The organism is Aminithiophilus ramosus (assembly GCF_018069705.1).
In the GTDB taxonomy this organism is placed as follows: domain Bacteria; phylum Synergistota; class Synergistia; order Synergistales; family Aminithiophilaceae; genus Aminithiophilus; species Aminithiophilus ramosus.
Genome location: NZ_CP072943.1, coordinates 2,154,890 through 2,167,491, shown reverse-complemented (window position 1 = coordinate 2,167,491; position 12,602 = coordinate 2,154,890). Strand labels below are relative to the sequence as shown.

Genomic DNA, 12,602 nt, shown 5'->3' with positions numbered 1-12,602 from the left:
AATCTTATGGAGAGTGCGCATTACGAAGCCATGCTGCAAAAGCGTCCCGCGGACGTGGACGCACGCGCTGCGGAGGTGAAGTGGGATGCCCGGGCGGACGAGTTCGATCATTCACAGAGGACGAAGGGATCGGAGCTCGCCGACAGGGTGACGGAAATGCTGCTGACGAAAGGGCTGCTGACGGGCTTCGACGTCCTGGACGTGGGCGGAGGGACGGGACGGTACGCCGTGCCTTTCGCGGCGTACGCGAAGAAGGTCGTCATGACCGACATCTCGGGGAAAATGCTGGAACGGGCGAAGGAGAACGCCACGCTCACGAAACGCCCTAACATCGAATGCGTCAGGCTCGACTGGGCGGCTGCCGACGTGGCGGCTGTCGGATGGGAGCGGCGCTTCGATCTGGTTTTCGCCTCCATGTGCCCCGCCGCACGGAGCAGGGAGGGAATCGACAGAATGTCCCTGGCTTCCCGAGGGTCCTGCCTTCTCAACCAGATGATCGAATCGAAGGACTCCGTCGCCGATCTGCTGAAAGACACGCTGGGGCTCCGTCCTTCATACGATCCGCACAACGACAGGGATTCCGTTCAGGCCTTCTTCAACATCCTCTGGCTTCAGGGGTTCGAACCGGAGGTCGCCTACCTGAAAGAGCGGGAAGATCGGTCGCTCTCCGTGGAAGAGGCGGTATCGCGCTACTCGCGCCGGTTCGGCGAAGTCGCGACGGAGAAGGGGCTGGATTTGAGGGGATTTCTCGCGGGCTGCGCCGAGAACGGGCACGTGAGAGTGAAAAGCCGGACGACGCTCGCCCTGGTTCTGTGGCGTGCAGGTTCGGGCGCCGATGCGTAACGGCGCGAGGGAGATGACGATGAAAAAGAGGTTATTCGCCCTGTTCTTTGTCTTGTCCATGCTCTCGGTGGTCGTGCCGGGGGCGCCCGGTTCCGAGGCGATGACCTTGAGGCTGGAGGGAGGAAATATCGGCGTGCCCAATCCTTTCAGACATACGAGGCGAGGGCCCGGCGTCGCGCGCATGCAGATTCTGTACGACTCCCTGCTGGAAAAGGGCGAGGAGGGGGATATTCCGTGGCTCGCGAAGAGCTGGGATGTGAACGAAGACGGAACCGTCTACGTCTTCCATCTCCGGGAGGACGTGTTCTGGCATGACGGGAAGCCTCTGACGGCGGAAGATGTCGCCTTCACCTTCGGATACTACCGGAAGCACCCGCCGGTCTACGGCGGTCTTACGGCAGGCGGCGACTATATCGTGACCGACGCGAGGGTTCTCGACCCTCACACGGTCGTGATGACGCTTCCCCGATACGACAACACCTTTCTTCCGAGCGTCGGTCTTGCGCGAATCCTTCCGAAGCATATCTGGGAGAGCGTCGAGGACCCGATAGCCTACGACGGCGAAGGGCTCACGGTCGGAAGCGGCCCGTACAGGATGGAAAGCTACGACGCGAATCAGGGAGCGTACCGGTATGTCGCTTTCGACCGCTACTGGGGGCCGAAGCCCGCCGCAGAGGCTATCGAGTGGGTGCCCACGGGAGACAGAGTGCTCGCCTTCGAACAGGGAGATATCGATCTGATCAACGCCCCGGTCGATCTGCTGCCCCGCTACCGGAACGATGCCGCCTTCGCGATAAAGACGGTACCCTCCCTGCACAGCTACCGGCTGATGATGAATATGGAGGCGGTTCAGGAACTTCGAGACGCGGATGTCAGAAGGGCGATCGCATGCGCCGTCGACCGCGAGGGGATGGTGAGAGCGATTGCGCGCGGATCGGCCACGGTCAGCAGCATGGGGTACGTGCCGGCCGAGAGTCCTTGGTTCAACCCGAATATCGGACGCTATCCCCACGACCCCGCGAGGGCGAAGGCGCTGCTCGGCGGAAGGAAGCTCGCGGTCGCGCTGTTGACGGACAACTCTCCCGAGGGGACGAAGACCGCCGAGCTGATCAAGCTTTCTCTCGCCTCGGTCGGCGTCGATGTCGTCGTGAGAAGCGTCGAGAGCAGGACGAGGGACAATGCCATGAGTACGGGCGACTACGAGTTACTGCTGGTCAACTTCGGCGGGATGGGGGGCGACCCGGATTTCCTTCGCGCGCTCTACGGCGAGGAGGCGGGGCTGATCAAGGGCTGGGCGAACGAGGAGCTCGCCCGGCTTCTGAGGGCCCAGGCGACGGAGCGTGATCGCGACGCCAGAAAGGCGATGATCTTCAGGGTCCAGGAGATCGTCGCGGACGAAGTTCCCGTCGTGATGCTCTTTGGCGCCGTCGACAACTTCGTCTACCGGAGCGGGAAATATGACGGCTGGATGTGCCGGTACGACCACAACAAGGTGGATCACAACAAGCTTTCGTATCTGGTCAAAGAGTAGCGATGGGGAAGCGCTATTTTGTCGTGCTGTTCGTCATCGTTGCGGCGAACTTCTTCCTGCCGAGGTTGATGCCCGGCGATCCCTTCGAGTTCCTTTCGGTGGAGGACGGCGATGTCAGCGCCGCCTTCACCGAGGAGCAGATAGCGCTGTACAAAGCGTACTACGGCTTCGACAAACCTCTGCACACACAGTTTTTACAGTACCTGAAAGGAATCCTGAGGGGCGACCTCGGATACAGTATCCATTATAAGGCGAGCGTCGCGGGAATGATCGGCGCGCGGATTCCCTGGACCGCGTTCATCGTGGTCAGCGCGCTCGCTTTGAGCAGTTTCGTCGGCACCGTCCTGGGAACGGTATCCGCGGGGCTTCGCGATAGCCCGGCGGACAGGTGCATGTATTGCGTCATGATGGCCTTCTCCGAGATCCCGTCCTTTCTTCTCGGAATGCTGCTGCTGATCTTTCTGGCGGCAAGGCTCGGCTGGTTCCCCCTTTCCGGAGGATCGACGGCGTTCGTCGTCTTTTCGTCGCCCTTCGAGCGCGTCGCGGATCTGCTGCACCACGCCGTCCTGCCCGTCCTCACGTTGGCGCTCGCCGGGACGGGAAACTTCTACCTCCTCGCAAGGAGCAGCATGCTGACGGTGCTCACGAAGGACTATATCCGCACGGCGAGGGCCAAGGGGTTGTCGAAGAGGCGCATCCTCTTCCGGCACGCGCTCAGAAACGCCCTGCCTCCGATCATCGCCCGCTTCTTTCTGAGCATGGGAGGTCTGTTCGGCGGGGCGGTGCTGGTCGAAAATGTCTTCGCCTACCCGGGAATGGGGCGTTTGATGCGGGATGCCGTGCTGGCCCGCGACTACGTGCTGGCGCAAGGAATCTTTCTGGCGATCGCGATGATGGTGCTGCTGATGAATTGGGCGGCGGACGTGCTCCACCGGAAGCTCGATCCAAGGGTGGGGTAGATGCGTATGGGCAGGCTCCGCCCGGTCAGGCGCTTCGCTCCGGACGGGGAGCCGAAGAGACGGCGTCTCTCCCGCCTCTTCGGGGTTCTCGAAGCGCTCTCCGTCCACGGCAGGGCCGGCCTGGCTGTCGTCTTGATCATCCTGGCGACGGGAGCGGCCTCCGTTCTCTTCCTCGGTGACGCGCACAGCGTCCCCTCGGGAGCGTCGCTGGAAGCCCCCAGCCTGCGCCATCCTCTCGGCACGGACGACCTTGGCATCGACATCTGGGCGCAGCTCTGCAGAGGTGCGCTGATCAGCGTTCTGGTCGGACTCGGTTCGGCAGGACTGGCGGGCGTCGGTGGGAGCGTGCTGGGGGTTCTGGCCGGTTATTCGGGAGGGGCTGTCGACAGACTCATCACAGGCCTGTGCGACGTGATGACGGCCATACCCCAACTCCCCCTGATGATCGTGCTCGGAGCCTTTCTCGGTCCAAGCACACGGAACATCATCCTCGTCGTCGGGCTTCTCTCGTGGGTTGGCCCGGCGCGGATCGCACGTGCGAAAACACTCTCGATGTGCCGCGAGAAGTTCATCTGATGTTCCCCCAAATCGGTGGACACGGAAAAGAGCAAATCATCTATGCTCTATTCTGGAGGTGCCACCATGGTCAAAAAAGCGCGCGTCTACACCGAGGAGTTCAAGAGGGAAACGTTGGAACTGCTGGAAAACAGCGGCAAGTCCGTTCATGCCCTTTCCCGAGAACTTGGGATACCGCAGCGGACTCTCTACGATTGGGTCGAAGCGTCACGGGAGAAGGAGACAAAGCCTCGTCCCGGCAGCGCCGAAGGGGCCGAGATTCTACGACTCCGCAGAGAGCTGGCGCTGGTGACTCAGGAGCGTGACATCCTAAAAAAAGCTGTCGCCATCTTCTCAAAGGAACCTCGATCCGGCAGCGGTTCCAGATAATCCGGGATGACGTCGGTGCCTTTGACGTTCGGAAGATGTGCGAAATTTTTCAGGTGTCCCGGAGCGGCTATTACAGCTGGACCAAGGGCGAGGAAAGCGCGCGTTCCCGCGAGAACCGCCGCCTTACGGAGCTGATCAGGAAACTCCACGAGGAGCACCGAAAGGTCTATGGCAGCCCTCGAATCCACGCCCTTTTGCGTCGCCTCGGAGAACGGTGTGGACTCAATCGTGTCGCCAGGCTCATGAGAGAAGCGGGAATCAGAGCCCGACAGGCGCGAAAGTTCAAGGCCACGACAAACTCACGTCATAATTTGCCTGTCGCCTTGAATCTGCTGAGAAGGGACTTCCAAGCGCCGAAACCTGATACCGTCTGGGTTTCCGACATCACCTACATTGCAACCGACGAGGGCTGGCTTTACCTGGCAACCACCCTCGATCTCTGGGGCAGGAAGATCATTGGTTGGTCCATGAGCGAACGAATGACAAAGACCCTGGCCTGTGACGCCCTTGAAATGGCTCTCGCCCGTCGCAAGCCCGAACCAGGGCTGATTCATCACTCCGACCGTGGGAGCCAGTACGCGAGCAAAGAGTTTCAGCACCTTCTGGACCGTCATCAAATACGGTGTTCCATGAGCCGAAAGGGAGATTGCTGGGATAACGCCGTCATGGAGAGCTTCTACCACTCTCTGAAGACGGAGCTGGTCTATCTCCGTCATTTTCGAACCCGAGCCGAGGCCAAGCACGCCCTCTTTGAGTTCATCGAAGTCTTTTACAACCGGCAACGGCTTCATTCGTCTTTGGGTTATCAACCCCCCGAGGAATTCGAGACCTTGCGGGTTGCGTCGTAGTTTCGTGTCCACGATATCGGGGGAAGATCAATCGTCGCGGCGGCGAGTTACGGCGCATCGTTTTTCCATATCGCGAGGACGCATCTGCTGCCTGCGCTGCTGCCCCTGGTGGCGGCGAGCTGCCTGCGGATCGTCGGTCATGCCGTCTCCGCCGAGGCGGGGCTGACCTTTCTCGGCCTTGGAGACCCGACCTCGAAGAGCTGGGGAATGCTCCTGAACCGATCGATGAGTTTCAGCGGCATCTATTTCACCGATTTTTGGAAGTGGTGGGTTCTTCCTCCGTTGGTGGCCCTGGCGACGCTGGTGGTGGCGGTGGCGTTTATCGCGAGGGATCTTGAGAAACTCGTGAACCGAAAGCTGTAGTGGAAAAAGAGGGGAACGCGATGAAAGAGCCCGTTCTGGCCATTCGGGATTTAAGGGTGCGGTATTCAGAAAGCGCCGCGGACGCGGTGCGCGGCGTCGACATGACGCTTCGCGAGGGAGAGAGCGCGGGACTTATCGGAGAGTCCGGCAGCGGGAAATCCTCCCTTGCTCTGGCCGCGCTGGGGTTGTTGCGAAATCGGGCTCGCGTGGAGGGCAGCGTCCAATTCAAAGGCACGGAGCTGAACGGTCTGTCCGAGAGCGCGATGGAGGCCTATCGCTGGAGCAGGATCGCGATCGTCTTTCAAAACAGTCTGGATGTGCTGAACCCCGTCATCACCGTGGGCGAACAGATCGCCGAATGCATTCGGCGGCATAGAGGAACAGGCGGCGCGGAGGCTGCCGAAAAGACGAAACGTCTGCTGGAGAGGGTCGGGCTGCGAGCCTCGTGGGGCGAGGTCTGTCCTCACCAGCTTTCGGGAGGCATGCGACAGAAGGTCCTCGTCGCAATGGCGCTCTCGTGCGACCCGGAGGTCCTCTTTGTGGACGAGCCGACGATGGCCCTCGACATGGCCTCGAAACGGGAGACGGTCCGACTGCTTCTCCGGCTTCAGGAGGAGAAGGGATTCGCCATGCTCGTGATCTCGCACGAACTGCCGATCGTCTCCGCCATGACCTCCCGCGTGATGGTCCTGTACTCCGGCGCTATCGTCGAGGAAGGCGGAACGGAGGAGCTGTTGAAAGCCCCTCTGCATCCGTACACGAGAGGCTTGATCTCCTCGTCTCCCGCTATCAACCCCTACCGCGACATGTGGGGAATCCCCGGGGAGATAACCGTCGCCGGAGAGAGACAGTGCCCCTTTTTCGATCGTTGCAACCAGCGTATCGACCGCTGCGCCGAGGAGCTTCCCGTCCTTGAGACAGTCCGGGAGGGACGGCGCGTCGCCTGTCTTCGCAAGGGAATCGTCACGCTTCTTGAGGGGATCGGCATCTCCAAGACCTACAGCGTCGGGAAACAGCGGATGACGGCCTGCTCCGACTGCTCGATCGAAGTCAAGGCGGGGGAAGTGTGCGCGCTGATAGGGGAGTCCGGCTCCGGAAAGACGACCCTTGCGGAGGTACTCTCCGGCATTTCGCGTCCCTGCTCCGGCAGGGTCGCCTTCGAAGGACGGGCGGTCCGCGGCAACAGCGAGACCTCCAGGTTCGGCGCCATCCAGATCGTCTTTCAGGATCCCCTTTCCGCCACCAACGAACACCTGACGATAGAAGAGACCGTGCGAGAGCCTCTCGACATCGCAAAGGAGGGAACGGGGGCGGAGCGAGTCCGGACCGTGGCGGAAGCCCTGAAGAAGGTGCAGCTTCCCTTTGACGACGCCTTCCTGAAGCGGCGCTGTTTCATGCTCAGCGGCGGCCAGCGTCAGCGGGTCGCCGTCGCCCGGGCACTCGTGATGGGCCCGAAACTTCTGATCGCCGACGAGATCAGCGCCATGCTCGATCCGTCCACTGCGGCCAATCTGATGAGACTGCTGAAAGGGCTACAGAATTCGCAGGGATTTGCCATGCTCTTCATCACGCACGATCTCGCGCTCGCGCAGAAGATCGCCGACAGGGTCTACGTGATGCACCGCGGTGAGATCGTCGCACAGGGCTCGACGGAGGATGTCCTTGGCGCGCCGGGCCTATGTTCGCTTCCGGCGGATGACGTCCCCATCTCCACACGCCGAAGCGGGAGGGTCGAAGAAGGCGACCGGCCTGGGCGAATCAACGATTCTCGTGGAGTCGAATCGCATTCGTCTCTCTTTCCAGCATGAGAAAACCTGACGGCGAGGTTCTGTCCAGCCTTTTTCGCACGTTCGTTTTTGAGTCACCAGGCCCGTAAAGGATTGTGTCTGGTTTTTTCAGATCGCGGCAGATTCCCGCCGTTGTTACCGGAGCCGTTCCCTGCTCCTGCAGGCCCCTTTGCCCCACCTGATGGAGGCCGCGTGCCCGATCTCGTCGCATCGGGCAGCACCTTTTCTGCGCTTTCTGAACGGGTCACGGAAGTTGATCGGCTGGTCACCGTGTCCCGTTGGCGCGGCAGATAGCCCCCTTGTTCTCGTATCTCCGGACAGGGTCAAGAGAGCAGAAAACAGCCGCCTACGGGGTTTGGCGTACTCCTCGTAGGCGGCTAATGAACTGTTGGCGGAGGGCGCAGGATTCGAACCCGCGGTGGGAGACCCACAACTGATTTCAAGTCAGCCGCCTTAGACCACTCGGCCAGCCCTCCACAATAACCCATCTTAGCTTTTTGCCTTTCTTCTGTCCATAAAAAGGTTTTCCCCGAATTGGCAGGCTCGCTCAGGAGGATGTCGCCTCCTCGTCAGGCCAAATGGCAGTCTCCACATGAGGGCAGCTTTCGCCGATGGCTGTCGAACTTTCCCGGAGGGGGGCGAAGGCTCCTCAAATACCTCGTTTCCCGAGGCTATCTGGTCCGACCTCTTTCGAAGTTTCTTTATCTGATGGGCAGCTGCCTCCGGTCGCCGGTTGACGTGGTTCGAACCGCTTCTGGGGCGGGGCCGGCGTTTGTCCGGCGGGCTTTAATACGAGAGGCAAGATCCGGGAGGTATTTCTGTTTTTCGCCGCAGGCTGTCGCGGCATGGTTACTTCGTGGTAAAGTCGTGGAGGTTCCCGTGCCGTGGGAGGAGGGTCTCTTCTTCTCTCGGAGGGAGATCGGGAAGGCCCTGTCTGCCTTTGTTCGCCCTCTCCCTGTCTGGTTCCGAGGGAGAGTTGCCGTCGGGGGAGGTGCTTCATGGCTCTGTCTTTCGATGAGATCCGCGACCGATATGTCTGTTCGCCGTCGACGGTGGCCGTCGTCGGCGCTTCGGCGAAGAAGGAGAGGCCTGTCTGCGGGGTGATGGACTATCTCCAGCGGGCCGGTTTCCGTCTCTTTCCCGTCAATCCGGCCTACGCGGGCCTGGAGATTCTCGGCGAGACCTGTCGGGCCCGCCTCGACGAGCTGGAGGAAGACGTCGACATCGTCGCCTTCTTTCTCGACGCGCGTCATCAGGCCGAATCCCTGGCCTCTCTCGTCTCCGGCGAGGCCAGGCCCGTCGCCTGGTTTCAGCCCGGCGCCGAAAACGGCGAGGGAGAGAGAACGCTTCGTCAGAGCGGTTTCGAGGTCGTCAGCGGCCTCTGTCTGATGCAGATTCACCGTGCCGCCTGCCGCTGAAGGAGAGGGCGCGGGATGAACGAGGAGGAATAACGTGGAGGGAAAGAGAGGAACCATCGCGGCCGTGTGCACCTCCGAGGCCAAGGGAACGGCCAAGACCGACGTGGGGGAGGCTTTCCTCGTCGTCGAGAAGGGCCTCGAGGGAGACGCCCACGCCGGTTTCGCCCATCGCCAAGTGAGCCTGCTCTCGCTGGAGGATATCGAAGTGGCCGCCGAGAAACTGCCGGAACTGCGGCCCGGCAGTTTCGCCGAGAATCTGACCGTCCGGGGGATCGACCTTTCCGGCGTGGCCATCGGCGACCGCCTGCGGGCCGGGGAGGCCCTTCTGGAGATCTCCCAGATCGGCAAGACCTGTCACACCAAGTGCGAGATCTACCACAGGACGGGCGACTGCATCATGCCCCGCAAGGGGCTTTTCTGCCGTGTCCTCGAAGGCGGGTGGGTGCGTCGGGGAGATGCCGTCGAGCTTCTGGCGCGCTGATGGCCCGTCTGTTCACGTCCCATCAGAGGGTCCGTTATGCCGAGACGGATCAGATGGGCGTCGTCTACCACGCCAACTATCTCGTCTGGTTCGAGGCGGCTCGGGGCGATTTCTGTCGCGAGCTGAACATTCCCGTGCCCGCCATGGAGGCCTCGGGGCTCATGCTCCCCGTCGTCGAGGTCCGCTGCCGCTACAAGCGTCCGGCCCGTTACGACGAACGGATCCGCGTCGAGACGACTCTGGCCGAGCTGAAAAGTCACAGTGTCACCTTCCGTTACCGCGTTCTGCGCGATGAAGAGGGCGTTCTTCTCGTCGAGGGCAGCACCCGCCATGGCTTCTGCGATCTCGAGGGGCACCTGGTCCGCTGTCCCGACGGGTATCGCCTTCTTTTCGAGTCCTGTCTTTAAGTCTTTGGGGGAACATGCACAAGGGGAGAGGAGTGGTTCGCATTGAGTAAGCGCCAGATTCTCCTGGGCAACGAGGCCATCGCCCGGGGGATCGTCGAAGCGGGCTGTGCCGTGGCGACGGCCTATCCGGGGACGCCGTCGTCGGAGATTCTGCCCGCCGTCGCCGTCTATGCCGACGAGTTGGGGACGAAGACGGCCGTCGAGTGGGGGATCAACGAGAAGGTGGCCTTCGAGGTGGCCGCCGCCGCCTCCTTCGCCGGTCAGAGGGCCTGTGCCGTCATGAAGCAGGTGGGACTCAACGTCGCCGCCGACGGCGTCATGAGCGTCGCCCAGTTCAGGATGGCCGGAGGCTTCCTCCTCGTCGTCGCCGACGATCCGGGGCCTCACAGCTCCCAGACCGAGCAGGACAGCCGCTTTTTCGCCATGTTCGCCAAACTTCCCTGTTTCGATCCCTCCTCGGCCGACGAGGCCAAAAGGATGGTCTTCGACGCCTTCGATCTCTCCGAGCGCCACGGCATCATCGCCGTTCTCCGCCCCTCGGTCCGCGTCGACCACTGCCGTCAGGACGTGGAGATGGGCGATGTGCTGGCCGTGCCGAACCGGGCCGCCTTCAAGAAGGACCCCAAGCGCTGGGTCTGCCTGCCTGCCAACGTCCGCGTCTCCCACCCTCAGCTCAACGCCAAGATCGACGCCATCCAGGAGGAGTTCGAAGGGGGCTTCGAGGCCTACAACTACGAGGTTCCTGCGGCCGAGAAGGCCAAGCTGGCCGTCGTCGCCGGAGGCGTCTCCTTCTCCATCGTCATGGATATCCTCAAGGCGGCGGGACGCAGCGATGTGGCCGTCCTCAAGATCGGCACCCCCTTCCCTCTGCCCCTGAAGAAGGTCCAGGATTTCATCGACCGTCACGAGAACGTCCTCTTTCTCGAGGAGACCTACCCCGTCATGGAGATGCAGCTCCCGGACAGGACGAAGGTCAAGGGACGCTGGAACGGCTTCGTCCCCCGCGCCGGAGAGCTTCTTCCCGAGGTGATCGAGGAGATCCTCTTCAGGGCCCTCGGCGAAGAGCCTCCCTGCAGCGATGCGACGGTCCTCAAGGAGGCCCTGGCCGAGCTGAAGGTGACGCCCCGTCCTCCCGCACTCTGTCCCGGATGTCCCCACAGGGCGAGTTATTTCTCGATCCACAAGGCCCTGCCCGGCGCCATCTACCCTTCCGACATCGGCTGTTACACGCTGGGCGTGAACCAGAAGATGGTCGATTCCGTCGTCTGTATGGGCGCCTCCGTCTCGCAGGGATCGGGCTTTTTCCTGGCCCATCACGTCGACGGGAAGGAACAGCCCGTCGTGGCCACCATCGGCGATTCGACCTTCTTCCACATGGGCATTCCGGGCCTCATCAACGCCGTCTACAACCGTCACGCCTTCGTCCTGGCCCTTCTGGACAACAGCCTGACGGCCATGACGGGCGGCCAGTCCCATCCGGGCATCGGCGACAAGCTCCGCAAAGAGGAAAAGGGCGTCGCCGTCGATATGATCCCCCTCATCAAAGGCTGCGGCGTGGAGCATGTCACCGTCGTTCCCGCCTATGACGTCGCCCGGGGGACGGAGGCCGTCCGCGAGGCCTGGCAGTTCGCCAGGGAGAACCGGACTCCGGCCGTCGTCGTCTTCCGCCATCCCTGCATGCTCCTCAAGCCCAGGCAGGAGACTATCGCCGTCACCGTCGACGCCGCCAAGTGCATCGGCTGCCGCTACTGCATCACCAACTTCAACTGCCCCGGTCTCGTCTTCGACGACGAGACGAAGAAGGCCCGCATCGACGAGCGTTTCTGCGTCTCCTGCGGCGTCTGCCGTTTCGTCTGCCCTCACGGGGCCATCATCGCCGTCGGCGGAGAGGAGGCATAAGCCATGCAGTACGTCATCGTCGGACTGGGCGGTCAGGGAATCCTCTTTTCCAGCAAGGCCCTGGGTCAGGTGGCTCTCACCCGAGGCCAGAAGGTCATGGGCAGCGAGGTTCACGGCATGGCCCAGAGGGGCGGGTCCGTCATCAGCCACTTCAAGATCGGCGATTACCACAGCCCTCTCGTCAGGGCCGGAGAGGCCGATCTCCTGCTGGCCTTCGAACAGGGAGAGGCCTTCCGCAACCTTCACTACCTTCGCCGGGGCGGAACGCTCGTCGTCAACGTCCACCAGAAGGAGGCCCTCGAGAACGGGAAGCTTAAAAGTTATATCGAGGCCCGTCAGATAAGGGTCTTTCCCATCGAGGGGTACGAGATCCTGAAAAAGGAGATGGGCGGCCGTTTCCTTTTCCTCAACGTCCTCATTCTCGGCGCTCTGAGCGCGGCAGGAGAGGGCGGCGTCTCCTACGACGAGGTCCGCCAGGCCGTTTCCGACCTCTCTCCGGAGCGCTTCGTGGCCGATAATCTCAAAGTCCTCGCCCTGGGCCATGAGGCCTTCCCGGGCTGAGATCCATCGTCGTCGGGGGTCCGTCAAGGACCCCCGACCTGGCCCCGGCCTCTGCCTCGTCGAACTTCTCGCCGTCCTTGCCGTCGTCGCAGCGCTCGGCGCCGCGACGCTCCTCGTCCTTCACGTCTGTCTTAATTCCCCTCAGGCCCGTCTGGCCGGGGCCAAGAGGGAGGCGCAGGTCCTGGCCCGCTGGCTCGAAGGGGCTTTCTCCCGGGCCCTGAGGGAGCGTCGTGTCTTTCGGCTTTCCCTTCCCGCCAGTCAGGTCTCTGACGATATCAAAGTGCGCTGGGACGATACGGGAGCCGTCGAGCGCTTCAACGGCCGGGGGCGTCTTGCGGTCCGCTCGAAAGGTCTCGTCTCCGAAAGCGTCTTCTCGCCCACCTTTCGCACCCTTTCTCCCGCCTTCTCCCTCTACCTCTACGCGCCGCCGAGGACGAAGACGACGGAGGTCTTCGGCTCCATCGTCGTTTCCGTCTTCGGGAGGGTCCGCTTTTCCTATGGGCCTCCCTGATGTCGTTGAAAGGTCCCGTCAAAAGGGGTATAAACGTGAGGTCCCCCGT

The 12,602-nt window shown here is 62.1% G+C and carries 13 protein-coding genes, 1 tRNA gene and 1 pseudogene; 14 read left to right on the top strand and 1 reads right to left on the bottom strand.

All coding sequences use genetic code 11. The annotated features are described in order from the left end of the window. Positions 1-75: 75 nt before the first annotated feature. From KAR29_RS10105 to KAR29_RS10075, 8 genes and pseudogenes are all read left to right on the top strand, one after another. Positions 76-843 carry a class I SAM-dependent methyltransferase gene (locus tag KAR29_RS10105; protein WP_274372869.1) on the top strand — a complete coding sequence of 256 codons (768 nt, stop codon included), beginning with the start codon at positions 76-78 and terminating at the stop codon, positions 841-843. Continuing rightward, positions 836-2,374, top strand: a complete 1,539-nt coding sequence (locus tag KAR29_RS10100) for an ABC transporter substrate-binding protein (protein ID WP_274372868.1) — start codon at positions 836-838, stop codon at positions 2,372-2,374. The genes KAR29_RS10105 and KAR29_RS10100 overlap by 8 nt, the downstream gene beginning before the upstream one ends. Before the next feature lie 2 nt (positions 2,375-2,376). Beyond that, the gene (locus tag KAR29_RS10095) at positions 2,377-3,333 is read left to right on the top strand and encodes an ABC transporter permease (RefSeq protein WP_274372867.1); all 957 of its coding nucleotides are present in this window, start codon (positions 2,377-2,379) and stop codon (positions 3,331-3,333) included. After that, positions 3,334-3,909 (top strand): ABC transporter permease, encoded by a 576-nt coding sequence (locus tag KAR29_RS10090; protein ID WP_274372866.1) that lies wholly within the window; start codon positions 3,334-3,336, stop codon positions 3,907-3,909. A gap of 66 nt (positions 3,910-3,975) precedes the next feature. Continuing rightward, a protein-coding gene (locus KAR29_RS10085) for an IS3 family transposase (RefSeq protein ID WP_274372865.1) occupies positions 3,976-5,126 on the top strand; the annotation gives its coding sequence in 2 pieces (ribosomal slippage) (positions 3,976-4,231 and positions 4,231-5,126; 1,152 coding nt in all). A 15-nt stretch (positions 5,127-5,141) separates the two neighbouring features. Then, positions 5,142-5,489 carry an ABC transporter permease subunit gene (locus KAR29_RS10080; protein WP_311135636.1) on the top strand — a complete coding sequence of 116 codons (348 nt, stop codon included), beginning with the start codon at positions 5,142-5,144 and terminating at the stop codon, positions 5,487-5,489. Positions 5,490-5,509: 20 nt separating this feature from the next. Continuing rightward, positions 5,510-6,031: pseudogene (locus KAR29_RS14095) on the top strand (ATP-binding cassette domain-containing protein); the annotation flags it as partial. 87 nt (positions 6,032-6,118) lie between these two features. Continuing rightward, on the top strand, positions 6,119-7,297 hold the full coding sequence (locus KAR29_RS10075) for an ABC transporter ATP-binding protein (RefSeq protein ID WP_274372864.1): 1,179 nt from the start codon (positions 6,119-6,121) through the stop codon (positions 7,295-7,297). 368 nt (positions 7,298-7,665) lie between these two features. On the opposite strand, the gene KAR29_RS10070 is transcribed toward KAR29_RS10075, so the two are convergent. Beyond that, a tRNA-Ser gene (locus KAR29_RS10070) sits at positions 7,666-7,752 on the bottom strand. Positions 7,753-8,274: 522 nt separating this feature from the next. Between KAR29_RS10070 and KAR29_RS10065 the strand changes: the two genes are divergently transcribed. The 6 genes from KAR29_RS10065 to KAR29_RS10040 are packed head-to-tail and all read left to right on the top strand — an operon-like array spanning position 8,275 to position 12,553. Then, positions 8,275-8,694, top strand: coding sequence for a CoA-binding protein (locus KAR29_RS10065; protein ID WP_274372863.1), 420 nt, complete (start codon positions 8,275-8,277; stop codon positions 8,692-8,694). Between the two features lie 34 nt (positions 8,695-8,728). Continuing rightward, positions 8,729-9,175 carry an MOSC domain-containing protein gene (locus KAR29_RS10060; RefSeq protein WP_274372862.1) on the top strand — a complete coding sequence of 149 codons (447 nt, stop codon included), beginning with the start codon at positions 8,729-8,731 and terminating at the stop codon, positions 9,173-9,175. Further along, positions 9,175-9,582, top strand: a complete 408-nt coding sequence (locus tag KAR29_RS10055) for an acyl-CoA thioesterase (protein WP_274372861.1) — start codon at positions 9,175-9,177, stop codon at positions 9,580-9,582. The genes KAR29_RS10060 and KAR29_RS10055 overlap by 1 nt, the downstream gene beginning before the upstream one ends. Before the next feature lie 42 nt (positions 9,583-9,624). Then, entirely contained in the window at positions 9,625-11,481 is a 1,857-nt protein-coding gene (gene iorA / locus KAR29_RS10050) for an indolepyruvate ferredoxin oxidoreductase subunit alpha (protein ID WP_274372860.1), read from the top strand. A 3-nt stretch (positions 11,482-11,484) separates the two neighbouring features. Next, positions 11,485-12,042 (top strand): 2-oxoacid:acceptor oxidoreductase family protein, encoded by a 558-nt coding sequence (locus KAR29_RS10045; protein WP_274372859.1) that lies wholly within the window; start codon positions 11,485-11,487, stop codon positions 12,040-12,042. Further along, complete coding sequence (locus KAR29_RS10040; protein WP_274372858.1) at positions 12,023-12,553, top strand: hypothetical protein; 531 nt, start codon at positions 12,023-12,025, stop codon at positions 12,551-12,553. The genes KAR29_RS10045 and KAR29_RS10040 overlap by 20 nt, the downstream gene beginning before the upstream one ends. Positions 12,554-12,602 lie beyond the last annotated feature (49 nt).